This is a genomic window from Micromonospora sp. NPDC023644 (assembly GCF_040640115.1).
In the GTDB taxonomy this organism is placed as follows: Bacteria; Actinomycetota; Actinomycetes; order Mycobacteriales; family Micromonosporaceae; genus Micromonospora.
This window is the reverse complement of the sequence record NZ_JBFABA010000006.1, coordinates 62,574-87,690: the sequence shown is the minus strand read 5'-3', so window position 1 is coordinate 87,690 and position 25,117 is coordinate 62,574. Positions and strand designations below refer to the sequence as shown.

The 25,117-nt window shown below is 74.4% G+C and carries 19 protein-coding genes; 14 read left to right on the top strand and 5 right to left on the bottom strand.

Annotated features, from left to right (window positions below; genetic code table 11):
- Positions 1 to 15 precede the first annotated feature (15 nt).
- Positions 16 to 1,332, bottom strand: a complete 1,317-nt coding sequence (locus AB0G08_RS07160) for a family 43 glycosylhydrolase (protein WP_358084385.1) — start codon at positions 1,330 to 1,332, stop codon at positions 16 to 18.
- A gap of 225 nt (positions 1,333 to 1,557) precedes the next feature.
- On the opposite strand from AB0G08_RS07160, the gene AB0G08_RS07155 reads away from it, so the two are divergent.
- The 6 genes from AB0G08_RS07155 to AB0G08_RS07130 all read left to right on the top strand — a co-directional run bounded on the left by AB0G08_RS07155 (position 1,558) and on the right by AB0G08_RS07130 (position 10,618).
- On the top strand, positions 1,558 to 2,265 hold the full coding sequence (locus AB0G08_RS07155; protein WP_358084382.1) for a Uma2 family endonuclease: 708 nt from the start codon (positions 1,558 to 1,560) through the stop codon (positions 2,263 to 2,265).
- A gap of 43 nt (positions 2,266 to 2,308) precedes the next feature.
- Positions 2,309 to 3,523, top strand: coding sequence for a 1-deoxy-D-xylulose-5-phosphate reductoisomerase (gene dxr, locus AB0G08_RS07150; protein WP_358084379.1), 1,215 nt, complete (start codon positions 2,309 to 2,311; stop codon positions 3,521 to 3,523).
- Positions 3,523 to 4,773: a site-2 protease family protein gene (locus AB0G08_RS07145; protein WP_358084376.1), complete on the top strand. Its 1,251-nt coding sequence runs from the start codon at positions 3,523 to 3,525 to the stop codon at positions 4,771 to 4,773. The genes dxr and AB0G08_RS07145 overlap by 1 nt, the downstream gene beginning before the upstream one ends.
- 9 nt (positions 4,774 to 4,782) lie before the next feature.
- Positions 4,783 to 5,955, top strand: coding sequence for a flavodoxin-dependent (E)-4-hydroxy-3-methylbut-2-enyl-diphosphate synthase (gene ispG, locus AB0G08_RS07140; RefSeq protein WP_358084373.1), 1,173 nt, complete (start codon positions 4,783 to 4,785; stop codon positions 5,953 to 5,955).
- A 103-nt stretch (positions 5,956 to 6,058) separates the two neighbouring features.
- Complete coding sequence (locus AB0G08_RS07135) at positions 6,059 to 6,898, top strand: GNAT family N-acetyltransferase (protein ID WP_358084371.1); 840 nt, start codon at positions 6,059 to 6,061, stop codon at positions 6,896 to 6,898.
- 144 nt (positions 6,899 to 7,042) lie between these two features.
- Positions 7,043 to 10,618, top strand: coding sequence for an ATP-binding cassette domain-containing protein (locus AB0G08_RS07130; RefSeq protein WP_358084368.1), 3,576 nt, complete (start codon positions 7,043 to 7,045; stop codon positions 10,616 to 10,618).
- Positions 10,619 to 10,754: 136 nt separating this feature from the next.
- On the opposite strand, the gene AB0G08_RS07125 is transcribed toward AB0G08_RS07130, so the two are convergent.
- From AB0G08_RS07125 to AB0G08_RS07110, 4 genes are all read right to left on the bottom strand, one after another.
- Positions 10,755 to 11,822 (bottom strand): NADH:flavin oxidoreductase/NADH oxidase, encoded by a 1,068-nt coding sequence (locus AB0G08_RS07125; RefSeq protein WP_358084365.1) that lies wholly within the window; start codon positions 11,820 to 11,822, stop codon positions 10,755 to 10,757.
- A gap of 122 nt (positions 11,823 to 11,944) precedes the next feature.
- A complete protein-coding gene (locus AB0G08_RS07120; RefSeq protein ID WP_358084691.1) occupies positions 11,945 to 13,252 on the bottom strand; it encodes a dicarboxylate/amino acid:cation symporter in 1,308 nt (435 codons plus the stop codon).
- A 232-nt stretch (positions 13,253 to 13,484) separates the two neighbouring features.
- Complete coding sequence (locus tag AB0G08_RS07115; RefSeq protein WP_358084361.1) at positions 13,485 to 14,150, bottom strand: DUF998 domain-containing protein; 666 nt, start codon at positions 14,148 to 14,150, stop codon at positions 13,485 to 13,487.
- A complete protein-coding gene (locus tag AB0G08_RS07110) occupies positions 14,143 to 15,108 on the bottom strand; it encodes a glutathione S-transferase C-terminal domain-containing protein (RefSeq protein ID WP_358084358.1) in 966 nt (321 codons plus the stop codon). The genes AB0G08_RS07115 and AB0G08_RS07110 overlap by 8 nt, the downstream gene beginning before the upstream one ends.
- Before the next feature lie 106 nt (positions 15,109 to 15,214).
- Here AB0G08_RS07110 and pcaF point away from each other — a divergent pair, with 106 nt between their 5' ends.
- The 8 genes from pcaF (at position 15,215) to AB0G08_RS07070 (ending at position 25,104) form a co-directional block, all read left to right on the top strand.
- Positions 15,215 to 16,417 (top strand): 3-oxoadipyl-CoA thiolase, encoded by a 1,203-nt coding sequence (gene pcaF / locus AB0G08_RS07105; protein ID WP_358084355.1) that lies wholly within the window; start codon positions 15,215 to 15,217, stop codon positions 16,415 to 16,417.
- A gap of 181 nt (positions 16,418 to 16,598) precedes the next feature.
- Positions 16,599 to 17,417 carry an SAM-dependent methyltransferase gene (locus AB0G08_RS07100; protein WP_358084352.1) on the top strand — a complete coding sequence of 273 codons (819 nt, stop codon included), beginning with the start codon at positions 16,599 to 16,601 and terminating at the stop codon, positions 17,415 to 17,417.
- A gap of 4 nt (positions 17,418 to 17,421) precedes the next feature.
- On the top strand, positions 17,422 to 19,596 hold the full coding sequence (locus AB0G08_RS07095) for an EAL domain-containing protein (RefSeq protein ID WP_358084349.1): 2,175 nt from the start codon (positions 17,422 to 17,424) through the stop codon (positions 19,594 to 19,596).
- Entirely contained in the window at positions 19,593 to 20,093 is a 501-nt protein-coding gene (locus AB0G08_RS07090) for a DUF456 domain-containing protein (protein ID WP_358084347.1), read from the top strand. The genes AB0G08_RS07095 and AB0G08_RS07090 overlap by 4 nt, the downstream gene beginning before the upstream one ends.
- 616 nt (positions 20,094 to 20,709) lie before the next feature.
- On the top strand, positions 20,710 to 22,071 hold the full coding sequence (locus tag AB0G08_RS07085) for a glutamine synthetase family protein (RefSeq protein WP_358084344.1): 1,362 nt from the start codon (positions 20,710 to 20,712) through the stop codon (positions 22,069 to 22,071).
- A 141-nt stretch (positions 22,072 to 22,212) separates the two neighbouring features.
- Complete coding sequence (locus tag AB0G08_RS07080; protein WP_358084341.1) at positions 22,213 to 23,589, top strand: aldehyde dehydrogenase family protein; 1,377 nt, start codon at positions 22,213 to 22,215, stop codon at positions 23,587 to 23,589.
- Positions 23,590 to 23,593: 4 nt separating this feature from the next.
- Positions 23,594 to 24,361: a 3-oxoacyl-ACP reductase gene (locus AB0G08_RS07075; protein WP_334607230.1), complete on the top strand. Its 768-nt coding sequence runs from the start codon at positions 23,594 to 23,596 to the stop codon at positions 24,359 to 24,361.
- Positions 24,358 to 25,104, top strand: a complete 747-nt coding sequence (locus AB0G08_RS07070; protein WP_358084339.1) for a gamma-glutamyl-gamma-aminobutyrate hydrolase family protein — start codon at positions 24,358 to 24,360, stop codon at positions 25,102 to 25,104. The genes AB0G08_RS07075 and AB0G08_RS07070 overlap by 4 nt, the downstream gene beginning before the upstream one ends.
- Positions 25,105 to 25,117: the final 13 nt, after the last annotated feature.

The following is a 25,117-nucleotide window of genomic DNA, read 5'->3' as shown; positions in this document are numbered from 1 at the left end:
CGCTCCCGGCGCGGGCTACGCGACCTCGACGAAGTCGAGTTCCGCCCAGCGGCTCAGGTGGGTGAACCGGAGCGTGTTGAAGCCCGCGTTGAGCGTGACGTCGACGCCCACCTGCCGCCAGACGTCCCAGCCCGTGTCGGGGTAGGTGACGACCTTCGGGTTCGCGCCGTTGACCGTCAGCGTGTGCTGGGCGTCGCCGTAGCCGGCGGCGTAGGCGACGTGGGCGCGGTACCCGCCGGCCCGGGGCGCGAAGACGGTGACCTCGACCCAGCTGTCCGCGTGGTCGATGTACGCCACCACCTGTCCCTGGGACGTGTTCGGGGCGGCGCGCACGGCGCACCGGTTGAGCCCGCCGCGCTCGGCCTCGTACCGCACCCGGCTGCCCCGCACCACGGGGTTCCCGCCGGCCCAGCCCAGCGCCGCCACGTACATGCCCCGGGCGGAGTAGTTGTTGATCCAGCCGTGGAACACGATGTGGTCGCCGCCCGCCTCGCGCACCACGTCCGCGCCGCCCGGCCCCCGTACGGCCGAGTCCAGCGACGCCGTGGTCATCAGCGAGCGGTACGCCTTGGTGTAGGGGCCGGTCAGCGAGGTCGACGTGGCGTAGCTGGTCTGGTACCCGTCGCCGCCGTAGCCGCCGAGCGAGTAGAAGAGCACGTACTGCGCGCCGACCTTGGTCAGCACCGGCGCCTCGATGATGCCGCCCTCCTCGGCGCGTCCGCTGCGCAGCAGTTCCACCCGGGCGCCCTGGAGGGTCACCCCGTCGGCCGCGACCTGTTGCAGCCAGAGGCTCGTCGGCTGGCCGATGGCGTTGCCGTCGTCCTTGTAGAGCAGGTAACGCAGCCCGGTGCTGTCGGTGAAGCTCGCCGCGTCGATGTCGCCGCCCTCGCCGGCGTTGCAGACCAGCGGCTGGGTGCCGACGGAGGTGAACGGGCCGAGCGGCGACGTGGCCAGCGCGGCGCCCAGGCACTGCCGGCCGGTGGCCCGGCTGCGGGCGGTGTAGTAGAGCAGGTACCGCCCGTCGGCCCGCTGGGACACGTCGGGGGCCCAGGTCAGCCCCCCGTTGGCCCAGGCGCCGAGGGTCGGCATCGCGTCGGGCCGCCTGGTCCACGCTCCGGTCAGCGAGCTGGCCGTGGCGACCGGGACGTTGCCGTGGCCGTTGTTCGTCGAGTACGCGTAGTAGGTGCCGCCGAACTTGACGACGTCGGGGTCGGGGAAGTCGCTGGCGATGACGAGCGACGGTGTCGTGGTGGCAGCCTGGGCCACGCCCGGGCTGACGAGCAGTGGGGCGGCGACCAGCAGGGCCGCCAGCCAGACGAGACCTCTTCGCATGACGGAATTCAACCACGTCGATCGATGTATTGAAAGAAAGCTGCGAGCTCGGTCCGCCCTCCGTGCCGAGCTCGGTCCGCCCTCCGTGCCGAGCTCGGGCTGCGCGAGGGCGTCGACGCCAGAAACGGCCGGACGGCGTCGGACCCGGTGTGCGATCCCGTGCGGTGGGGGCTGCGGCGGCTAGGCTGAGTTGAGCAGAATGTCCCGCTGAGGGGGTGAGCCCGGATGGCCCAGGCAGCGTTCGCGCCCGAGCCGGCGCCGCAGCAAACCGAACCCGCGTCGCAGCCCACCGAGCCGTCGTTCGACGTGCTGCGGTGGCGCGACGAGCCGTGGACCGCCCAGCTCGCCCTCGACCTCTTGCCGGAGACCAACGGCCCCAAGGTTGAGGTCCTGAGCGGAAGCGTGATCGTGACCCCGCACGCCGGAATCGACCACCAGTCGGTGGAACGTGAACTGCCCTATCTGCTGCACCGTGCCGCCCGCAGGGCGGGCCTATGGGCTTACCCCGAGATCAACGTGATCTCGGGTAAGGACCTCTTCATTCCCGACGTAGCCGTGCTCCGCTCCTCCGGCGGGGGCCGCCCAGCCGTCGACATCGGGCAGGCGGTCCTGCTGGGCGAGATCGTGTCACCCGGTAACCGGCGCAAGGACGTGATCGACCGGCCGCGCGAGTACGCCGCCGCCGGTGTTCCCTTCTTTCTCCGGGTCGACCTGCGCAACCGGGTGCCGACCATCGCCCTGTTCGGGCTGACCGAGGGGGAGTACCAGCCGTTGAGCGCGGCGGCGGCCGGCAGCACCTTCTCCATGACGGAGCCGTTCGCGTTCGCCGTCGACCCGGCCGACCTCCTCGACGAGGAGGCGCCCGGGGACGGTGCGGAGGTGCCCGGGGAAGGTGCGGAGGCGCCGGAGGGGCAGGCCGACGCGGGAGGCTGAGGCTCCCAGCGGGGGCACAGCGATGGTGGGGAAGAATGGCCCGGTGACTTCGCCCCGGGAACTCGTCCTGCTCGGCTCCACCGGTTCGGTCGGCACACAGGCCATCGACATCGTGCGGCGTAACCCGGACCGGTTCCGGGTCGTCGCGCTCGGCGCCGGTGGCGGCAACGTCGAGCTGCTCGCCGCCCAGGCCCTCGAACTGCGGGTCGACGCGGTCGGCGTGGCGAAGGCCTCCGCCGCGCAGGACCTCCAACTCGCCTTCTACGCCGAGGCGAGCCGGCGCGGCTGGGCCACCGGCGACTTCAAGCTTCCCAAGATCGTGGCCGGCCCGGACGCGATGGCCGAGCTGGCGCAGTGGCCCTGCGACGTCGTGCTCAACGGCGTGGTCGGCTCGCTCGGGCTCGCGCCGACCCTGGCCGCGCTGCGCGCCGGGCGTACGCTCGCGCTGGCCAACAAGGAGTCCCTCGTCGCCGGCGGCTCCCTCGTGAAGGCCGCCGTGACGCGGCCGGAGCAGATCGTCCCCGTCGACTCGGAGCACTCGGCGCTGGCGCAGTGCCTGCGCGGCGGCGCCCGGAGCGAGGTGCGGCGGCTGGTCGTCACCGCCAGCGGCGGCCCGTTCCGGGGCAAGCGGCGTGACGAGCTGACGCGGGTCACGCCGGAGCAGGCGCTCGCCCACCCGACCTGGAACATGGGACCGGTCGTCACGATCAACTCCGCCACGATGGTCAACAAGGCGCTGGAGGTGATCGAGGCGCACGAGCTCTTCGACGTGCCGTACGCCGACATCGCCGTGATGGTGCACCCGCAGTCGGTGATCCACTCGATGGTCGAGTTCGTGGACGGGTCCACCCTCGCCCAGGCCAGCCCGCCGGACATGCGGCTGCCGATCGCGCTCGGCCTCGGCTGGCCCGACCGGGTCGGCGACGCCGCCGCCGCCGTCGACTGGACGAAGGCCCACACCTGGGAGTTCGCGCCACTGGACGACGAGGCGTTCCCGGCGGTCGCGCTGGCCAAGGCCGCCGGCGAGGCCGGACGCTGCCGCCCGGCGATCTACAACGCGGCGAACGAGGAGTGCGTGGCCGCGTTCGTGGCCGGCCGGTTGCCCTTCCTCGGCATCGTCGACACCCTCCGGCGGGTGGTGGAGGACGCTCCCGATTTCGACGAACCGGGTACCGTCGAGGACGTGCTCGCGGCGGAGTCGTGGGCGCGCGCGCATGCGCAGGAGATCATCATCGCGGGTTCGGTGGAAGGAGCTTGATGGCGTACCTGCTCGGGGTGGTGCTCTTCGCCCTCGCGATCCTCATCTCGGTGAGCCTGCACGAGGCGGGGCACATGCTCACCGCCAAGGCCTTCGGCATGAAGGTCACCCGCTACTTCGTCGGCTTCGGCCCCACGCTCTGGTCGTTCAAGCGGGGCGAGACCGAGTACGGCATCAAGGGCATCCCGCTCGGCGGCTTCTGCAAGATCGTCGGGATGACCCCCCAGGACGACGACGTCGACCCGGCCGACGAGCCGCGCGCGATGTGGCGCTACCCGGTGTGGAAGCGGACGATCGTGATGTCCGCCGGCTCGATCACCCACTTCGCCCTCGCCCTGATCGCCCTCTGGATCATCGCGGTCTCCGCTGGCCTGCCCAACCCGAAGTTCCCGAGCACCGAGGCCGAGATCCGCAAGGAGCCGGCGGTCATCCAGCTGTCGAAGTGCGTGGTCCCGGAGAACACGCTGCGCGAGTGCACCACCGCCGACCCCGCCAGCCCCGCCGCCCAGGCGCAGCTGCGCGACGGCGACCGGATCACCGCGATCAACGGCACGCCGATCAACGACTACGGGCAGCTGCTCACCACCCTGCGCGCCCTCAAGCCGGGCGACACGGCGCAGATCGCGTACGTCCGCGACGGCCAGCCGGCCACGGCCAGCACGGTGCTCGCGCAGACCCAGCGGCCCCCGCTCGACGACCCGAAGGGCCAGGTCGCCCCGGTCGCCGCGCTCGGCGTCGGCCTCGTCCCCAGCACCCCGACCCGGGTGACGTACGGACCGGTCGGCGCGTTCGGCGCGACCGCCGACTTCACCGGCGACATGGCCGTCAACACCTTCGAGGCGATGAAGCGCATCCCGCAGAAGGTCCCGGCCCTCTGGACGGCGATCACCGGCGGCGAACGGGACATCGACACCCCGATCAGCGTGGTCGGCGCCAGCCGGCTCGGCGGCGAGGCGGTGGAGAACGACGCCTGGCTGCTGTTCTTCATGCTCTTCGTCTCGCTGAACTTCTTCATCGGCGTGTTCAACCTGCTGCCGCTGCTGCCGCTCGACGGCGGGCACATCGCCATCGCCTGGTTCGAGCGGGCCCGCTCCTGGCTCTACGCCCGGATCGGCCGCACCGACCCCGGCCGCGTGGACTACCTAAAGCTCATGCCCTTCACGTACGCGGTGATCCTGATCGGTGGCGTGTTCACGCTGCTGACCATCACCGCGGACGTCGTCAACCCGATCACGCTCTTCTCAAGGTGAGTGCCTGAAGTGACCGCTGTCAGTCTCGGTATCCCCGCCGTGCCGCCCCCGCCGCTCGCCCCGCGTCGGCTCAGCCGCCAGATCATGGTCGGCTCGGTCCCGGTCGGTGGGGGCGCACCGGTGTCGGTGCAGTCGATGACCACCACCCTCACCTCCGACGTCAACGCCACGCTCCAGCAGATCGCCGAGCTGACCGCGTCCGGCTGCCAGATCGTCCGGGTCGCGGTGCCCAGCCAGGACGACGTGGAGGCGCTGCCGGCGATCGCGAAGAAGTCGCAGATCCCGGTGATCGCCGACATCCACTTCCAGCCGAAGTACGTCTTCGCCGCCATCGACGCCGGCTGCGCGGCGGTCCGGGTGAACCCGGGCAACATCCGCCAGTTCGACGACAAGGTCAAGGAGATCGCCAAGGCGGCCGGCGACGCGGGCGTGCCGATCCGGATCGGCGTCAACGCCGGCTCGCTGGACAAGCGGCTGCTCGCCAAGTACGGCAAGGCCACCGCCGAGGCGCTGGTCGAGTCGGCGCTGTGGGAGTGCTCGCTGTTCGAGGAGCACGGCTTCCGCGACATCAAGATCTCGGTCAAGCACAACGACCCGGTGGTGATGATCCGGGCCTACCGCCAGCTCGCCGAGAAGTGCGACTACCCGCTGCACCTGGGCGTCACCGAGGCCGGCCCGGCCTTCCAGGGCACCATCAAGTCGGCGGTGGCCTTCGGCGCGCTGCTGGCCGAGGGGATCGGCGACACGATCCGGGTCTCCCTGTCGGCGCCGCCGGTGGAGGAGATCAAGGTCGGCAACCAGATCCTGGAGTCGCTCGGGCTGCGCGAGCGGGGTCTGGAGATCGTCTCCTGCCCGTCCTGCGGTCGCGCCCAGGTCGACGTCTACAAGCTCGCCGAGGAGGTCACCGCCGGCCTGGAGGGGCTGCCGGTGCCGCTGCGGGTCGCGGTGATGGGCTGCGTCGTGAACGGCCCGGGCGAGGCCCGCGAGGCCGACCTCGGGGTGGCCTCCGGCAACGGCAAGGGCCAGATCTTCGTCAAGGGCAAGGTGGTCAAGACCGTGCCCGAGGCGCAGATCGTGGAGACGCTGATCGAGGAGGCGCTGCGCATCGCCGACGAGATGGGCGCCGAGCTGCCCGAGGAACTGCGCGACCTGCTCCCGGGCGCCACCGTGACCGTGCACTGACCCGTCGCGCCGTCGCGCCCCGTGCCCCGACCGGCAACGGTGTCGTAGTCCCACTCGTCACTCGACCGGCGCGGCACGGGGCGCATCTGGCAGGCTGGTATCCGTGCTGACGGTGCCGGTACGGCAACTGGGGGAGTCGGAGCGCCGCGCGGTCGAGCGGCTGCTCGACCTCGACCCGTTCGCGGGCGCGCAGGTCGCCGAGCGGATCACCGCGCGCGGCCTGGCCTGGTGGCGCGCCGAGGGGCGGGTGCTGGGCTACGGCAGCCGCCGCAACCTGGAGTCGATCTGCTGGCTCGGCGGCAACGTCACCCCCGTGCTCGCCACCGAGCCGGCTGTCGCCGCCTACGCCGACCTGCTCGCCGGCGAGGAGCGGCTCTGCTCGTCGATCGTGGGCCGGGCCGACGCGGTGCTCGGCCTCTGGGACCGGCTCTCCGCCGTCTGGGGGCCGGCCCGGGACGTACGCCCCAACCAGCCCCTGCTGGCGACCGACGCGCTGCCGGCGCTGCGGGCCGACCCGGAGGTGCGGCGGGTGCGTGCCAGCGAGATCGACCGGCTCTTCCCGGCGGCAGTGGCGATGTACACCGAGGAGGTGGGCGTGTCGCCGCTCGCCGACGACGGCGGGCGCGGCTACCGGCGGCGGGTCACCGACCTGGTCCGGACCGGGCGGGCGTACGCCAGGTTCGTCGACGGTGAGGTGGTCTTCAAGGCCGAGCTGGCGGTGGTGACCCGGCGGACCGCCCAGGTGCAGGGCGTCTGGGTGGCCCCCGACTGGCGGGGCCGGGGCATCGCGTCGGCGGCGATGGCGGCGGTGGTGCGTGACGCGCTGCTGCGGGTCGCCCCGACCGTCAGCCTCTACGTCAACGACTTCAACCTGCCGGCCCGCCGCGTCTACGAGCGCTGTGGCTTCCGCCCGGTCGGCACGCTCGCCACCGTGCTCTTCTGACCCGCCGGCCCCGGCGTCCGCACCGGTCGGCGTGGCCCTCGTCGCCGGCATCGGACCAGGTGAACGAGCGGTAAATGCGTTGAGCGGGCCGGCTCCACCGGCCAGGCTGGATGCTCCGCCCCGGTCTTCGGAAGGGACTCCGTCATGCGTCTGCTCCGGGACCTGTGGGCCACCTCGCCCCGCCGAATGGCGATCGTGACCTGCCTCATCGTGCTCGGCGCAGGCGGCCAGGCCGCCGCCGCCGCGCTGGCCGGCCCGGTGCTGGTGCACCGCGCCACCGGGTTCTTCGCGCTGCTCGCCGTGGCGCTGGTCGCCGCCGTCCTGACCGACCTCGCGGTGAGCCTGCTGATGGCCGGGCTGACCGCCGACTGGTCCGCCGACGTGCGGCGCCGGCTGTGCCGGGTCGCGCTCGGGCAGGACCTACCGGCCCTGGAGACCACCCCGGTCGGCGAACTGCTCGACCGCATCGACGGCGACGTCTACCAGGTCGCCGCCGCGCTGCGCAGCCAGGGCGTGCGGATCGCCCAGGGGCTGGCGGCGGGCGTGCTGTCGACCGTCGTCGCCCTCGCGGTGTGGTGGCCGGCCGGCGTCGGGATGCTGCTGCTCTCCGTGCTGCTGGCCGCCGGGCTGCGCAAGCCCACCGCGCGGATCGGCCCGGCCCGGATGGCCGAGGAGGAGGCCTGGTCCGACCTCGCCGCGGTGATGGAGGAGGCCATCCACGGGCAGGACGACGTGCGCACCAGCCTGGCCCGGCCGTACGTGCTGCGCCTCTACGCCCGCCGGGCCGCCGAGGTGCTCCGCCGCGGCGTGCGGGTGTGGCGGATGTCCGCCGAGGTCACCACCGTGGCCGCCGGCGTCATCCGGGTGGGGATCGCGGCCGTGGTGCTCGGCGGCGCGTGGGCGCTGGTCACCGGCCGGGTCGACGGCGCCCGGCTCACCGCGGTCTGGCTGCTCGCCATCGGATTCGGCATGACCGTCGAGCACGTCAGCCGGATGGTCCCCGAACTCCAGTACGCCCTCGGCGCGTGGGGCCGGGTGCAGCTGTTGGCGAACTCCCCGCAGGAGCCCGTGGGCGGGGCCGCCCCGGCGGAGGGGGACCTGGTGGTGCGGGGCCTCACCTTCCGCTACGCGGGCGCCGACGACGGGCGTGGTCCCGCGCTGCGCGACGTCGACCTGACCTTCACCCGGGGCCGCTCGTACGCCCTGGTCGGCCGGACCGGCTCCGGAAAGTCCACCCTGGCCAAGGTGCTGACCCGGGCCGTCGACGTGCCGCCCCGCACGGTCTTCCTGGCCGGCGACGACGTGTGCGACCTCGACGTGGAGGCGCTGCGCCGGTGGGTCGCCGTGGTGCCCCAGCGCACCGAGATCCTCGCCGGGACCCTCGCCGAGAACGTCGCGCTGTTCGACCCGGACCTGCTCGACGCCGCCGCCCAGGCGCTGCGCGAGCTGGGGCTGGACGGCTGGATCGCCGAGCTGCCCGACGGCCTGGACACCCGGCTGGGCGACGGCGGGCACGTGCTCTCGGCGGGCCAGGAGCAGCTGGTCGCCTTCGCCCGGATCCTGGTGCGCGACCCGCACGTGGTGATCCTCGACGAGGCCACCGCCCGCCTCGACCCGGTGACCGAGGCGCGGGTGCAGCGGGCCACCGAGCGGCTGCTGCGCGACCGGATCGGCGTCGTCATCGCGCACCGGCTCTCCTCCGTGCGCCGCTGCGACGAGGTGGTGGTGATGGCCGACGGCGCGGTGGTCGAGGCCGGGCCGCTGCACTCCTCGGAACGCTTCGCCGAGCTGCTCGCCACCAGCCACGCCACCGCGTACGCCCACGCGGCGCCGGGGGGCCGGTCCGGCGGGCTGGACCTGCTGACCGGCCCCTCGGACCCGTGGCCGCCCACCGTCCCGGCCGAGGCCGCCCCGCCGACCGTCCCGCCTTCGACGGGGGCGCCGGCCGTGCCCGCGCCGGAGGCGTCGGTCGCGCCGCCGGCCGGGTCGGCCGACGGCCGGGCGGGCGGGGGCGGATCCGGCGACCCCGGGGAGTCGGCCCCGACGTCCCCGCGGGGGCTGCGGGAGATCCTGCGGCTGTGCGTCAACGACGCGCGGTACGGGCTGGCCTCGCTCTCGTTCTTCCTGCTGCTCGTGATCCTCGGGCTGGACGGGCCGGTGCTGCCCTGGCTCTGGGCCGACCTGGTCGACGGCGCCGGTGACCCGTGGAAGCCGGCGCTGGGGATCGTCGCCGGCCTGCTGGTGACCCTGCCCGTGCCGTACCTCACCGGCCGGTGGTTCCCGCAGTGGTGGGTCCGGCAGATGCTGCGGATCAGTCTGCGCCTGGTGCACGGCCAGACCGGGCCCCGCCGGGTCAGCGGGCACACGCCGGCCGAGGTGGTGGCCCAGGGCGGCGACACCGAGCGGGTGGTGCAGCTCGCCGACAACCTGATGGACCAGGGGATCTCGCTCCTGCTCCTGGTCGCGATGACCGCCGTCACCGGCAGCGTGGTGCCGGGGCTCTTCTTCGCCGGCACGATGCTGGTCTCCGGGCTCGCCGCGACGCTGTTCGGCCCCAACCTGGAACGTTCCGCGCGGGCCACCGTCGCGGCCCGGGCCACGTTCGCCACCGCGCTGGTCTCCTCGCTGTCGGCCGCCCGTACGGTCAAACTGGCCGGGGCCACCCGCCCGGTGCTGGCCCACCTGGCCGACCTCGACGTGGTCCGCAGCGACCGGCAACGCCGGGAGATCTCGGTGCAGGTCTGGTCCCGGTCGACCCCGTCGCTGGTCAGCGGCCTGTTGCCGATCGGCGCGTGGGCGCTGTTCCTGGCCGGGCACCTGTCGGCCGGCGCCACGCTGGTCGCGGTCGCCACCCTGGCCGCCGCCCGCTGGTTCGCCTGGACGACGGCGTCGCTGATCTCGCAGATCCCGTCGGCGCGGGTGTGGACCCGGCGGACGGTGGCGATGACCGGCGTGGAGGCGTACTCGGCGCCGGTGCCGGAGGTGGACCTGGGCGCGGGGACCGCCCCGGCGCCCGTCGTGCCGCCCCGGCACCCGCTGCGCCGGCTGGAGCTGACCGGCTTCGGCGTCCGGCACACCGACGGGACGGTGGCCGTACGCGACGTCGACCTGACGGTGGAACGCGGGCAGCTGGTGCTGGTGGTCGGCCCGGTCGGCTCGGGCAAGTCGTCGCTGCTGCGGGCGCTGGCCGGCATCGCGCCGCACACCGGCCGGCTGACCTGGAACGGCGATCCCGTCACCGAGCCGGAGCTGTTCCTGCGCCCCCATCAGGTGGGCTACGTCGGCCAGCTGCCCCGGGTGCTTTCCGGCACGGTGGCGGACAACATCACCCTCGGCCACCAGGTGGACGCCGCGGCGGCGGTGTCGACCGCCCAGCTCGACCACGACCTGGCGGCGGCCGGGGGCGGGCTGGGGCTGCTGATCGGGCACAAGGGCACCCGGCTCTCGGGCGGGCAGTTGCAGCGCCTCGCGCTGGCCCGGGCGCTCGCCCCGCGTACCGAGCTGCTGGTGGCCGACGACGTGTCCTCGGCGCTGGACGTCACCACCGAGCTGGCGTTGTGGCAGGCGCTGCGCGAGCACGGGGTGACCGTGGTGGGCTCGACCTCGAAGCGCGCCGCCCTGGTCCGGGCCGACCACGTCGTGGTCCTCCGCTCCGGCACGGTCGCCGCCCAGGGCCCCTGGCGCGACCTGGAACCCCACTGGTCCCATTTGGCCGGCTGACCCAACCTCACCCGGCCCGACCCCCCGGTCTCGGCTCGCTCCGATCGTCGATCATGAGGTTGGCGGCACCGATGGAGATCGACATCGCCGTCAACCTCATGATCGACCGAGGGCCGCGGGGGAGGGGGCGGGTGGGTCAGGTGGCGCGGGCGTACTGGTCGGGCCAGGTGGGGGTGGCGCCGAGCTTGGCGGCGGCCCGGTGTGGCCAGTACGGGTCCCGCAGGAGCTCCCGCCCGAGCAGGACCAGGTCGGCGTCGCCGGACGCGACGATCTCCTCGGCCTGCTCCGGCTCGACGATCAGGCCGACCGCGCCGGTGGCCACCCCCGCCTCTCGGCGCACCCGGGCGGCCAGCGGCACCTGGTAGCCCGGGCCGACCGGGACGGTCGCGGTGGCCGACGCGCCGCCCGAGGAGCAGTCGACCAGGTCCACCCCGGCGGCGGCCAGCTCGCCGGCGAGCACCACGCTGTCCTCCGCCGTCCAGCCCGCCGGCTCCCAGTCGGTGGCCGAGATGCGGGTCAGCACGGGCACGTCCTCGCCGACCGCCGCGCGGACCGCCCGCGCCACCTCCAGGGTCAGCCGCATCCGGCCGGACCGGTCCCCGCCCCAGCCGTCGTTGCGGTGGTTCGTCAGCGGGGAGAGGAACTCGTGCAGCAGGTAGCCGTGCGCGGCGTGGATCTCCACGGCCGCGAACCCGGCGTCGACCGCCCGGCCGCCGGCCGCCGCGAACGCCTCGACGACGCCGGCGATGCCCGCCTCGTCCAGCGCGGTCGGCACCCGGTAGTCGGGCACGAACGGCGCGGACCCCGGGCCGACCGGCGTCCAGCCGCCCTCGGCGTCGGGCACCCCGCCCCGCCGGGGCGCCCACGGCCGGTACGTCGACGCCTTGAACCCGGCGTGCGCGAGCTGCACGACCGGCGCCGCGCCGTGCGCGGCGACGAACGCGGTCACCGGCCGCCAGGCGTCGACGTGCGCGGCGGACCAGAGCCCGGTGTCCTGCGGGCTGATCCGCCCCTCGGGCAGCACGGCGGTGGCCTCGGTCATCACCAGGCCGGCGCCGCCGACCGCCCGGGCGCCCAGGTGCACCAGGTGCCAGTCGGTGGGCAGGCCGTCCGGGCCGGCGGTGTACTGGCACATCGGCGCCAGGGCGATCCGGTTGGGCAGGGTCACCGTGCGCAGGGTGAGCGGGGTGAACAGGGCACTCATGGGGTCATCCTCTCCGGGCGCGGGGAGGGCCCCGGGGTGGGGCCCTCCCCGACTCGTCGGGTGGTGCCGCGGCTCGGCCGGCGACGTTGGTCCCGGCCCGGTGCGCGGGCGTGCCGGGTGGCTCAGGCCGGTACGGGGCTCAGGTCCTCGGACCGGCGCGGGCCGGCACCGGCCTCGGCGTCGGTCGGGGCCAGCGTCGGCCGCCGGCCCGCCGAGTCGTACGCGGCCCGGTCCAGGGTGCCCTCGCGGGCGGCGACGATCGTCGGCACCAGCGCCTGGCCGGCGACGTTGGTGGCGGTGCGGATCATGTCGAGGATCGGGTCGATCGCCAGCAGCAGGCCGGCGCCGGCCAGCGGCAGGCCCAGCGTGCTCAGCGTCAGGGTGAGCATCACGATCGCGCCGGTCAGGCCGGCGGTGGCCGCCGAACCGACCACCGAGACGAAGGCGATCAGCAGGTAGTCGGTGACCCCGAGGTCCACCCCGAAGACCTGGGCGACGAAGATCGCCGCCAGCGCCGGGTAGATGGCCGCGCAGCCGTCCATCTTCGTGGTGGCGCCGAACGGCACCGCGAACGAGGCGTACTCGCGGGGGACGCCGAGGCGCTCGACCGAGCGCTGGGTCACCGGCATCGTGCCCACCGAGGAGCGGGAGACGAAGGCCAGCTCGATCGCGGGCCAGGCGCCGGCGAAGAAGCGCAGCGGGTTGAGCCGGCCGGCACCCACCAGCAGCAGCGGGTAGACCACGAAGAGCACGATCGCGCAGCCGACGTAGACGGCGGTGGTGAACTTGGCGAGCGGGGCCACCAGGTCCCAGCCGTACGACGCGACGGCGTTGCCGATCAGGCCGAGGGTGCCGATCGGGGCGAGCCGGATGACCCACCACAGCGCCTTCTGCACGATCTCCAGCAGCGCGCGGTTGATCGCCACGAACGGCTCCGCGGCCTCGCCGACCAGCAGCGCCGCCGCGCCGACGACGAGGGCCAGGAAGACGATCTGGAGCACGTTGCCGTCGACGAACGCGCCGACCGGGTTGGTCGGCACGATGCCGGTGAGGAAGTCGGTCCACGAGCCGGTCCTCGTGGGCGCGGTGGCGCCGGCGGTGTCGAGGGTGACGCCGCGGCCCGGGTCGGTGAGCACGCCGAGCCCGATGCCGACGCCCACCGCGATCAGCGCGGTGACGCCGAACCAGAGCAGGGTCTTCAGCGCCAGCCGGGCGGCGTTGGTCACCCCGCGCAGGCTGACGACGCTGACCACGATGGCGGTGAAGACCAGCGGCGGCACGGCCAGCTTGAGCAGCTGGACGAAGAGGCCGCCGACGGTGTCGAGGGTGCTGGCGAGCCAGCTCAGGTCGTTGGCGCGGGCGAGGAAGCCGAGCGCCACGCCGAGGACGAGGCCGAGCAGGATCTGCACGGAGAAGGGGATCTTGCGCAGGGCGGAAGCCATGAGGATGTGTCCCAGGGTCTGGAGGTCGGAACGGGCAGCGTCAGGAGAGCGGCTGCGCCGGACAGACGCCGCTGGCCTGCAGTCGGAGGTCGACATACAGGCGCACGGTCAGGTGCCAGACGTTGGTCATCGCCGCCGAGGCTAGCGCCGGTGGTCGATGCAGCGGAAGGAGCCGTCACGGTGACGCTCCTTACAGCGGGTGTGCGGAAGGGGCCTCCGGCTACCGCGGGCGTCGACGGGGCGCCCTCGCCTGCCGGCGCAGGGCGACGGCGGTCGCGGTGGCCGCGCCCCAGAGGACGGCCACCAGCAGCAGCAGCCGCTCCAGGACCGCGATCAGGCCGCCGCGCCCGACGGCGACCAGGGCCACGGCGGTCGCGCCCGCCAGCGGCAGGGCCGCCGCCAGGGCCACCGCGGCCAGCCGGCGCAACCCCGGCGACGCGGCCCGGGTGAGCGCGATCGCCAGCATCGCGAAGACCACCGCGGCCACCGCGAGGATGCTCGCCGCGCCGTGCACCAGGTCCGCCGTGGTGGCCCGCTCGAACGGCGGCAGCGGGCAGCCCGCACTGCACGTCACCGCCCCGGAGACCAGCGTGAAGACGCCCCCGACCGCGAGCAGCCCGGCCGCCGCCCGCAGCACCCGGGGCAGCGCCGCCGCGAGCAGCAGCAGCCCGGCGGCCAGGGCGAAGACCCCGATCCGGTACGCCGGGGCGTACGCGCTGTCGGTGACGCCCGCCTCGCTGACGTACCCGGTCGGACCCGGCCCCGGACCGGCGACCACGGCGACGGTCACGGCGACCGCGCCCGCCGCGACGCAGGCGGCGGACGCCGAGGCGGCGGCGGCCCGGGGCGGGGCGGTGCGCGGGCCGGCCCGGCGCGGCTCAGCCACGCCCGTGCGGCGTGGTCCAGCCGGAGGTGTCGGGGCCCAGCGGGACGATCCCCGTCGGGTTGATCGCCGCGTGGGTGCCGTAGTAGTGCCGCTTGATGTGGTCGAAGTCGACCGTCTCGCCGAAGCCCGGGGTCTGGAACAGGTCCCGCGCGTACGCCCAGAGCACCGGCAGTTCGGTGAGCTTGTGCCGGTTGCACTTGAAGTGCCCGTGGTACGCCACGTCGAAGCGGACCAGGGTGGTGAAGAGCCGCACGTCGGCCTCGGTGATCGCGTCGCCCATCAGGTAGCGCCGGCCCGCCAGCCGCTCCGACAGCGCGTCGAGCCGGGCGAACAGCGCCGTGAACGCCTCGTCGTACGCGGCCTGCGAGGTGGCGAAGCCGCACCGGTAGACGCCGTTGTTCACGTCCCGGTGGATCTCCGCCATCAGGGCGTCCAGCTCCGGCCGCAGCGCCTGCGGGTAGAGGTCCGGCGCCCCGGGCCGGTGCAGGCTGCGCCACTGGGTGGACAGGTCCAGGGTGAGCTGCGGATAGTCGTTGGTGACCACCCGGCCGGTGCGCGTGTCGACCAGCGCCGGCACGGTGACCCGCCCGGTGTAGTCGGGATCGGTGGTTAGGTACGCCTCGGAGAGGAAGCCGATGCCGAGCACCGGGTCGAACCCGTCGGGGTCGAGGGCGAAGCGCCAGCCCCGCTCGTCGCGGACCGGGTCCACGGTGCCGAGGGAGATCGCGTCCTGAAGGCCGAGCAGTCCGCGCACGATCCGGGCCCGGTGCGCCCACGGGCAGGCCCGGCACCAGATCAGCCGGTAGCGGCCCGGCTCCAGTGGCCACCGGCCCTGCGCGTCCGGCCCGCCGCCGGGCGGGGAGTCGGAGTCCGGGGTGACCCGACCGGTGAACCGGTTGGGCTGGCGGACGAACTCGCCGCCGCCGCTGGTCTCTGCGCTGAACTGGGCCCGGGCCATGCCGCCAACCTATCCGCTGCGCGCGCGGATATCCTGGCTGCCGGGCGTCCCCGCGACCCGGAACCGCCCGCCCCCGCCCCTTCCCACCCCCCGAAGGATCGCGCTGATGACCGTGGCATACCTGGTGGCCGGTGTCCGCACCCCGATCGGCCGGTACGCCGGCGCCCTCGCCGGCGTCCGCCCCGACGACCTGGCCGCACACGTGATCCGCGAACTGGTCGCCCGACACCCGTCGGTGGACTGGGCGCGGGTGGACGACGTGATCCTCGGCTGCGCCAACCAGGCCGGCGAGGACAACCGCAACGTGGCCCGGATGGCGGCGCTGCTCGGCGGGCTGCCCGAGGAGGTGCCGGGCAGCACGGTCAACCGGCTCTGCGGCTCCGGCCTGGACGCCCTCGCCACCGCGGCCCGCTCCGTCGTCGCCGGCGAGGCCGACCTCGTGGTGGCCGGCGGGGTGGAGAGCATGAGCCGCGCCCCGTTCGTGATGCCGAAGGCGACCACCCCGTTTTCCCGCACCGCCGAGGTCTACGACACCACCATCGGCTGGCGGCTGGTCAACCCGCTGATGAAGAAGCAGTGGGGCATCGACTCCATGCCGGAGACGGCGGAGAACGTCGCCGCCGAGTACGGCGTCGGCCGCGCCGAGCAGGACGAGTTCGCGTACCGGTCGCAGCAGCGGGCGGCCAAGGCGCAGGCCGACGGCCGGTTCGCCGAGGAGATCGTGCCGGTGACCGTGCCGGCGGGGCGGCGCGAGACGAAGCTCGTCGAGGTCGACGAGCACCCCCGGGAGACCTCGCTGGAGAAGCTCGCCGCGCTGCCCACCCCGTTCCGCGAGGGCGGCACCGTGACCGCCGGCAACTCCTCCGGCGTGAACGACGGCGCGGTGGCACTGCTGGTCGCCTCGGAGGGGGCCGTGGCCCGCTACGGCCTCACCCCGCTGGCCCGGGTCACCGGCGCCGCCGCGGCCGGCGTACCGCCGCGGGTGATGGGCGTCGGGCCGGTGCCGGCCACCCGGAAGCTGCTCGACCGCCTGGGCCTCGGCCTCGACGCGGTCGACGTGATCGAGCTGAACGAGGCGTTCGCCGCGCAGTCCGTCGCGGTGCTGCGCGAGCTGGGGCTGCCGGCGGACGCCGAGCACGTCAACCCGAACGGCGGGGCGATCGCGCTCGGGCACCCGCTCGGCGCCAGCGGCGCCCGGCTGGCGTTGACGGCCGCGCTGGAGCTGCGCCGCCGGGGCGGCCGGCGGGCGTTGGCCACGATGTGCGTCGGCGTCGGGCAGGGCATCTCGCTGCTGCTCGAAGCCGCCTGACCCGCAGCCGGGCCCCCGCACCCCGCCCGACGAAGTGGGTCATGGGATCTCCCGGAGCCGGGAGTTCGCGGCCTAGAGTGGTGAGCACCACACGACCCGCGGGTCGGCCGGTGCCTCGCGTGCCCCACGCACCCGACGCCGGTTGCCTCCCGCACCGCGGCGACGACCATGAGGTGCAGCAGTGCAGATGCCGGACGGACTTCCCGCCGAGATCGACCTCTCCCGGCCGAGCGCGGCCCGAGTGTACGACTACTTCCTCGGCGGGGCGCACAACTTCGAGATCGACCGGCAGCTCGCCGAGCAGATCGCCGCCATGACCCCGAACCTGGCGGCGACCATGCGCGCCGGCCGGGAGTTCCTGCGCCGCGCGGTGCGGACGCTGCTCGACGCCGGCATCGACCAGTTCCTCGACGTCGGCTCCGGCATCCCCACCGTCGGCAACGTGCACGAGGTCGCCCAGGCGGCCAACCCGAAGGCCCGGGTGGTCTACGTCGACATCGACCCGGTCGCGGTGGCGCACAGCCGGGAGCTGCTCGCCGGCGACGAACTGACCGGGGTGATCCACGCCGACCTGCGCGAGCCGGAGCGGATCCTGGCCGGCGCCCGGGACCTCGGGCTGCTCGACTTCGGCCGGCCGCTGGGCATCCTGCTCGCCGGGGTGGTCCACTTCGTTCCCGACGCCGACCGCCCCGGCGACGTCCTGGCCACCCTCCGGGCCGCCGCGGCCCCGGGCAGCCACCTGGTCATCTCGCACTCCACGTTCGAGGACCAGCCGCAGGAGATGCTCGACGCGCAGCGCCTCTCGGCGCGCACCGACACCGAGATCACGCTGCGCTCCCGGGCCGAGGTGACGAGCTTCTTCGGCGACTGGACGCTGCTGGAGCCGGGCGTGGTGCACATGCCGCTGTGGCGCCCCGACTCGCCGTCCGACGTGGACGACCACCCGGAGCGGTTCGGCGCCTTCGGCGGCGTCGCCCGGTACGACCAACCCACCGCCTGATCCGATGGCCGCCGTCCCGGATCCCGGCGGCGACGACCTCAGCCGGTCGGGCGCCCAGCGGTACGCGGCCGAGTGGGCCCGGGCGGTGCGCCGGCTCGGTTTCGTGCCGCTCAGCGCCGCCGAGACCGAGCGCCTGCTGCACCTGCACACCGTGCGGCTGGCCCAGGCCCTGCTCGCCGAGCCGTTCTCGCCCCGGCCGGCCGAGGAGGTGGGGCGCGCGCTGGTCGAGGCGCACCTGACCGAGCCCCGGGTGCTCGACTGGTCGGTGCGGGCCCTCGGCGGCCGGTTCCCCGCCCGGGTGCTGCCGGGCCGGGCCCACCGGGACGGGACGACGCAACGGGTCGCGGCGTTGCAGGCCGGGCTCGCCGCCGGCTTCGCCCGGGCCCTGCGGGACCGCACCTTCGCCCAGCAGGAGCGGATCGCCCGCTCGGCCTGGCAGGCCCGCGACGAGGTGGAGCAGGCCCTGCGGGACAGCGAGGCCCGGTTCCGTGCGGTCTTCGTGGGGGCGGCCACGGGGATCGGCATCGCCGGCGTCGACGGTCAGATCATCGACGTCAACCAGGCGTTCGCGGACATGCTCGGCTACTCCATCGAGGAGCTGCGGCACACCAACGTGGCCTCGCTGTTCCACCACGACGACGCGGCCGGGATGTGGGAGCTCTACCAGGAGCTGATCGAGGGCAAGCAGGACAGGGCCCGGGTGGAGAAGCGCTACTACCGCAAGGACGGCAGCGTGGTCTGGACGGACCTGTCCGTCTCGCTGATCCGCCACGACGACGGCCGGCCGCGGTTCACCGTCGCGATGATCGAGGACATCACCGCGCGGTACGAACTCCAGCAGCGGCTGCGCTTCCAGGCGCTGCACGACCCGCTCACCGGCCTGCCCAACCGGACCCTGTTCTTCGAGACACTGGGCCGGGTCTTCGACGGCGCCGACGCGGCCCACCGGGTCGGCGTCTGCTTCCTCGACCTGGACGGCTTCAAGGCGGTCAACGACAGCCTCGGCCACGACCTCGGCGACCGGCTGCTCGTGGTGATCGCCCGGCGGCTGGCCGAGTGCGTCGCCGGCCGCGGTCACCTCGTCGCCCGGATGGGCGGAGACGAGTTCGTCATCCTGGTCGACGACGGCGCCGGGCTCGACGACGCGGTACGGGTCGCCGAGGTGGCCCTGGCCGCGGTCTCCGCCCCGGTCCGCATCGGCGAGCACCAGCTCGCGGTCTCGGCGAGTGTCGGCATCGTCGAGTGCCCGGTCGGCGGGACGAGCGCCTCGGAGCTGATGAAGGCCGCCGACACCACGCTCTACTGGGCCAAGGCGGAGGGCCGGGGCCGGTGGGCGGTCTACGACCCGGAGCGCGGCGCCCGGGACATCGCCCGCTCCGCCCTGGCCGCCGGGCTGCCGGCGGCGCTGGACCGGGGCGAGTTCGTGGTGCACTACCAGCCGATCGTGTCCCTGCTGGAGGGCTCGATGCTGGCCGTGGAGGCGCTGGTCCGGTGGCAGCACCCGGAGCTGGGGCTGATCGGGCCGGACCGGTTCATCGGGCTGGCCGAGGAGACCGGCCTGATCGTCCGGCTCGGCGAGTGGGTGCTGCGGCAGGCCTGCCGGGACGCGGAGGCGTGGCGGCGGGAGTTCCCCCGGGCCCAGCTGGTGGTCAGCGTCAACCTGGCCGCGCGACAGGCCGAGGACCCGGGGATCGTGGACACCGTCGCCGACGCGCTCGCCTCCACCGGGCTGCCGGCGGACCTGCTGCAACTGGAGCTGACCGAGAGCGCGGTGATGGGCACCGCGGGGGAGCCGCTGCGGTCGCTGCACCGGCTGGCGGCCCTCGGCGTACGGCTGGCGATCGACGACTTCGGCACCGGCTACTCGAACCTGGCGTACCTGCGCCGGCTGCCGATCCACTGCCTGAAGCTGGCGGGGCCGTTCGTCGAGGGCATCCGGGGCGAGGACGCCGAGGCGGTGGCCGACCACCGGGACGAGCGGATCGTGGACGCGCTGGTCCGGCTCGCGCACGCGCTGGAGCTGTGGGTCACCGCCGAGGCGGTGGAGACCGGGGTGCAGGCCGAGCGGCTGCGCGCGCTGCGCTGCGACACCGGGCAGGGACGGTTCTTCGGCCCGCCCGCCCCGGCGGCGGAGATCACCGCCCGGCTGCGCGGCGACGACGAGGGAGCGACGGCATGAGCCTGACGGACAGCGAGGCAGCGGTCGCCGTACTCGCCGGGTTGGCGATCCTCGCCGGGCTGGCCGGGGTGGTGGTGCCCGGCCTGCCGGCGCTGCCGCTGTGCTGGGGCGGGGTGCTGGTCTGGGCGATCTTCGGCGGCGCCGGTCCCGGCCGCTGGGCGGTGCTCGCCGCCGCGACCGTGGTCGTCGCCGGCGGCACCGTCGTGAAGTACGCCTGGCCGGGGCGGAACCTGAAACGCACCGGAGTGCCCACCTCGTCGCTGCTCGCCGGCGGCCTGCTGGGGCTGGTCGGCTTCTTCGTGATCCCGGTGATCGGGCTGGTGCTGGGCTTCGTCGGCGGCGTGTGGGCGGCGGAGCGGCTCCGGCTGGGCGACTCCCGGCTGGCCTGGCCGGCGACGAAGCAGGCGGTGGCGGCGGCCGGCCTCTCCATGCTGGTCGAGTTCCTCGCCGGCCTGCTCGTCACGGCGCTCTGGGTCGCCGGCCTGCTGCTCGCCTGAGGCGATGCGCTGCGGTGCGCTGCGATGTGCTGCGGTGCGCTGCGGTGCGGTGCGGGGCGCTGCGGTGCGCTGCGGGGCGGGGCTGCGGGGCGGGGCTGCGGGGCGGTGCGATGCGATGCGGTGTGGGCGGCGGCGCGGGGCGGGCGTCGGGTACGGCGCAGCGCCGTACGGTGAGAGAGAGGTGACGTGCCCCGCGCCGCCGCGTGCCGGGCGGTCCGAGCGCCCGGCGGTGGCCCGTCGCGATCGGGCCTGGTCACGGGCTCAAGGATGCGTCGGACCAGCCGAAACGGCAATGCAATTTGCCCGGCCCCCGGCCGTCCGGCCGCGTGGCGGTCGACGCGGGTGTCGGGCGGGCCGGCACGGGGTCGTGCCCGGCCGCCCGGCCGCCTGTCGAGCTGCCCCACCAGGCGCGGCGCCCGGGCCCGCCCATCCTCGCCCGGCTCGGCCTCGGCCTCGGGCCGGCTCGTCGGGCACGGTGCGTGGCGGTCTCATGCACGGGGCAGCTCGACAGGGCGCGGCCGGCAACCCCCGGCGCCCGGGGCGGTTGCCGGGAGGCCGGGGAGGGCATTGACGGTCGACCGGTTAGCCAGTAGACCTTGGTGATGGAGGCCCGCCGATGAGGAAAGCTCCGCTCACGTTGGAACAGCTGCGGGTCGCCGTCGCCGAGGGCGAGATCGACACCGTGGTGCTGGCCCTGGTCGACATGCAGGGCCGGTTGCAGGGCAAGCGGTTCCACGCGCCCTACTTCCTCGACCAGGTGGTCGCGCACGGCAGCGAGGGCTGCAACTACCTGCTGGCCGTCGACGTCGACATGAACACGGTCGACGGGTACGCGATGTCCAGCTGGGAACGCGGCTACGGCGACTTCGCCATGGTGCCGGACCTCGACACGCTGCGCCGGGTGCCCTGGCAGCCGGGCAGCGCGCTGCTCCTGGCCGACCTGGCCTGGCTGGACGGGTCCCCGGTGGTCGCCTCGCCCCGGCAGATCCTGCGCCGGCAGCTCGACCGGCTGGCCGCGCACGGGCTGACCGCGTACGCCGGCACCGAGCTGGAGTTCGTGCTGTTCCGCGACTCGTACGAGGACGCCTGGCAGCGCGGCTACCGGGACCTGACGCCAGCCAACCAGTACAACGTGGACTACTCGCTGCTCGGCACCGCCCGGGTGGAGCCGCTGCTGCGCCGCATCCGGCGGGAGATGGCCGGGGCGGGGCTGACGCCGGAGAGCGCGAAGGGGGAGTGCAACCTCGGCCAGCACGAGATCGCCTTCCGCTACGACGAGGCGGTGGCCTGCGCCGACCACCACGTGATCTACAAGAACGGGGCGAAGGAGATCGCCGCCCAGGAGGGCATGTCGATCACCTTCATGGCCAAGCCGAACGCGCGGGAGGGCAACTCCTGCCACATCCACTTCTCGCTGCGGGACGCCGACGGCCGGTCGGCGATGCTCGGCGACGGGCCGGCGCACCTGTCGGTGACCGGGCAGCGGGTGCTGGCGGGTCTGCTGGCCACCATGCGCGAGTTCAGCCTCCTGTTCGCGCCGAACATCAACTCGTACAAGCGCTACCAGCCCGGGTCGTTCGCGCCCACCGCGCTGCGCTGGGGCACGGACAACCGCACCTGCGCGCTGCGCCTGGTCGGGCACGGGCAGGGCATGCGGGTGGAGAACCGGGTGCCGGGGGCGGACGTGAACCCGTACCTGGCGATCGCCGCCCTCGTCGCCGGCGCGGTGCACGGCATCGAGCGGGAGCTGGAACTGGGCGAGGAGTGCACCGGCAACGCGTACGACGACCCGGCCGCCGAGCGGGTCCCCGGCACGCTCCGCGACGCCCTGGCCCTCTGGGAGGGCTCGACGGTGGCCGCCGAGGCGTTCGGCGACGAGGTGGCGGCCCACTACGCCAACCAGGCGCGGATCGAGCTGACGGCCTACGACGCCGCCGTCACGGACTGGGAACTCTTCCGTGGCTTCGAACGCCTCTGACCCCACCCCCCCCCGACCCCGTCGATCATGGAGTTCTGGTGGGCGGCTGATGGCGATCGGCGGCTTTCGTGAGGCACCACGACTGCATGATCGACGCCGCCCGGGGACCGGGGGCCGGGGACGTAGGGGGCGGGGGTACGGATGGAGGGAGGGGGTGGGCGCGTGAGTGAGGTGGTGGATCCGGCGACCGGGGAGGTCGTGGGGTTCGTGGCCGACACGCCGGTCGAGGAGGTCGATGCGGCGATCGCGCGGGCGGACGCGGCCTTCCGGCGCTGGCGGGGGGTGGCGCCGGGGGAGCGGGCGCGCGTGCTGCGGCGGTTCGCGGCGGTGGTCGACGCGCACCTGGAGGAGCTGGCGCGGCTGGAGGTGCGCAACGCCGGGCACACCATCGGCAACGCGCGGTGGGAGGCGGGCAACGTCCGCGACGTGCTCGACTACTACGCGGGCGCGCCGGAGCGGCTGACCGGGCGGCAGATCCCCGTGCCGGGCGGGCTGGACGTGACGTTCCATGAGCCGCTCGGCGTGGTCGGGGTGATCGTGCCGTGGAACTTCCCGATGCCGATCGCCGCCTGGGGCTTCGCGCCGGCGCTCGCGGCCGGCAACGCCGTGGTGCTCAAGCCCGCCGAGCTGACCCCGCTGACCGCGCTGCGCCTGGCCGAGCTGGCGCGCGAGGCGGGCGTGCCCGACGACGTGTTCACCGTGCTGCCGGGCCGAGGGCCCGTGGTGGGGGAGCGCTTCGTCACCCACCCTGCCGTCCGCAAGGTCTGCTTCACCGGCTCCACCGAGGTGGGCACCCGGATCATGGCCGGCTGCGCCGCGCAGGTGAAGCGGCTGACCCTGGAGCTGGGCGGCAAGAGCGCCAACCTCGTCTTCGCCGACGCCGACCTGGAGCGGGCGGCGGCCACCGCCCCGTACGCCGTCTTCGACAACGCCGGTCAGGACTGCTGCGCCCGGTCGCGGGTCCTGGTCCAGCGGCCGGTGTACGACCGGTTCCTGGAACTGCTCGAACCGGCGGTGCGCGCGCTGCGCGTGGAGGACCCGGCCCGGGAGAGCGCCGAGATGGGCCCGCTGATCTCCGCCGCCCAGCGCGACCGGGTGGCCGGGTACGTCGACGGGGCGACGGTCGCCTTCACCGGCTCCCGCCCCGACGGTCCGGGCTTCTGGTACGCCCCGACGGTGCTGCTCGCCGACTCGGCCGCGGACCGGCACTGGCGCGAGGAGATCTTCGGCCCGGTCGTCTCGGTGCTCCCGTTCGACGACGAGGCCGACGCGATCCGCCTCGCCAACGACACCGAGTACGGCCTGTCCGGTTCGATCTGGACCCGCGACGTGGGCCGGGCGGTGCGGGTGGCGCGGGCCGTGGAGGCGGGCAACCTCAGCGTCAACTCGCACTCCTCGGTGCGGTACTGGACGCCGTTCGGCGGGATGAAGCGTTCCGGGCTGGGCCGCGAGCTGGGCCCGGACGCGCTGCACGCCTTCACCGACGTCAAGAACGTGTTCATCGCAACGGAGGAGTGAGCAGGTGCGGGGTCGTCTTGAGGACCGGGTGGCAGTGGTCACCGGAGCGGGCAGCGGGATCGGGCTGGCCACCGTGCGGCGGTTCGCCGCCGAGGGGGCCCGGGTGGTCTGCGTGGACGTCGACCCGGAGGCGGGCGGGCGGGCCGCCGAGGAGGTCGGCGGCGAGTTCGTCGCCACGGACGTCGCCGACGAGGCGGCCGTGCGGGACCTCTTCGACGGGGTGGCCGAGCGGCACGGGCGGATCGACGTGGCGTTCAACAACGCCGGCATCTCCCCGCCGGAGGACGACTCCATCCTGACCACCGGGCTGGACGCCTGGGAGCGCGTGCTGCGGGTCAACACCACGAGCGTCTACCTCTGCTGCAAGCACGTCATCCCGCACATGCGCCGGCAGGGCCGGGGCTCGATCATCAACACCGCGTCGTTCGTGGCGCTGATGGGGGCGGCCACCTCGCAGATCGCGTACACGGCGAGCAAGGGCGGGGTGCTGGCGATGACCAGGGAGCTGGGCGTGCAGTTCGCCCGCGAGGGCATCCGCGTCAACGCGCTCTGCCCCGGCCCGGTCGCCACCCCGCTGCTGCTGGAGCTCTTCGCCGCCGACCCGGAGCGGGCCGCCCGCCGGCTGGTGCACGTGCCGATGGGGCGGTTCGGGAAGCCGGAGGAGATCGCCGCCGCGGTGGCGTTCCTGGCCAGCGACGACTCGTCCTTCATGACCGCCGCGCAGTTCGTCGTGGACGGCGGCATCACCGGCGCGTACGTCACCCCGCTGTGAGCCGGCCACTGATCGGGATCTCCGCGTACATCGAGCCGGTCGCCTGGGGGGTGTGGCGGGACGTGCCGGCGGTGCTGGTGCCCGAGGCGTACGTCCGGGCGGTCACCGCGGCCGGCGGCCGGGCGGTGGTGCTGCCCCCGGACGACCGCGACGCGGACGTGCTGCGGCTGCTCGACGGGCTCCTCCTGGCCGGCGGCGCGGACGTCGACCCGGCCCGGTACGGCCAGCCGCCGGCACCCCGCACCGAGACCCGGCCGGGGCGCGACGCGGGCGAGCTGACCCTGCTCACCGCCGCGCTCGACACCGACCTGCCGGTGCTCGGCGTCTGCCGGGGGATGCAGCTGCTCGCCGTCGCCGCGGGCGGCTCGTTGCACCAGCACCTGCCGGACCTGGTGGGGCACGACCTGCACCGCCCCGCCCCGGGCGTCTACGGCGGGCACGGCGTGCGTTTCGCCCCGGGCAGCCTGGCCGCCACGGTGATGGCCGGCGTGGGCCGGGTCAACTCCTACCACCACCAGGCGGTGGCCGACCCGGGCCGGCTGACGGTGACCGGCTGGTCCGACGACGGGGTGGTCGAGGCGGTCGAGGATCCGCACCGGCCCTTCCTGCTCGGCGTGCAGTGGCACCCGGAGAACGAGCCCGACCCCCGACCGATCGCCGCCCTGGTCCGCGCCGCCGGGGAGAACCGGGCTACCGGGGAAGGCCGGGCCGCCGGGGAGAACCGGGCCACCGGGGAAGGCTGAGCCACCCGGCCGG

Bases quoted from the DNA above. Each gene is read 5' to 3' on its own strand.
- AB0G08_RS07160 (WP_358084385.1), bottom strand. From the start codon at position 1,332: ATGCGAAGAGGTCTCGTCTGGCTGGCGGCCCTGCTGGTCGCCGCCCCA.
- AB0G08_RS07155 (WP_358084382.1), top strand. From the start codon at position 1,558: ATGGCCCAGGCAGCGTTCGCGCCCGAGCCGGCGCCGCAGCAAACCGAA.
- AB0G08_RS07145 (WP_358084376.1), top strand. From the start codon at position 3,523: ATGGCGTACCTGCTCGGGGTGGTGCTCTTCGCCCTCGCGATCCTCATC.
- AB0G08_RS07130 (WP_358084368.1), top strand. From the start codon at position 7,043: ATGCGTCTGCTCCGGGACCTGTGGGCCACCTCGCCCCGCCGAATGGCG.
- AB0G08_RS07125 (WP_358084365.1), bottom strand. From the start codon at position 11,822: ATGAGTGCCCTGTTCACCCCGCTCACCCTGCGCACGGTGACCCTGCCC.
- AB0G08_RS07110 (WP_358084358.1), bottom strand. From the start codon at position 15,108: ATGGCCCGGGCCCAGTTCAGCGCAGAGACCAGCGGCGGCGGCGAGTTC.
- pcaF (WP_358084355.1), top strand. From the start codon at position 15,215: ATGACCGTGGCATACCTGGTGGCCGGTGTCCGCACCCCGATCGGCCGG.
- AB0G08_RS07095 (WP_358084349.1), top strand. From the start codon at position 17,422: ATGGCCGCCGTCCCGGATCCCGGCGGCGACGACCTCAGCCGGTCGGGC.
- AB0G08_RS07090 (WP_358084347.1), top strand. From the start codon at position 19,593: ATGAGCCTGACGGACAGCGAGGCAGCGGTCGCCGTACTCGCCGGGTTG.
- AB0G08_RS07085 (WP_358084344.1), top strand. From the start codon at position 20,710: ATGAGGAAAGCTCCGCTCACGTTGGAACAGCTGCGGGTCGCCGTCGCC.
- AB0G08_RS07080 (WP_358084341.1), top strand. From the start codon at position 22,213: ATGGAGGGAGGGGGTGGGCGCGTGAGTGAGGTGGTGGATCCGGCGACC.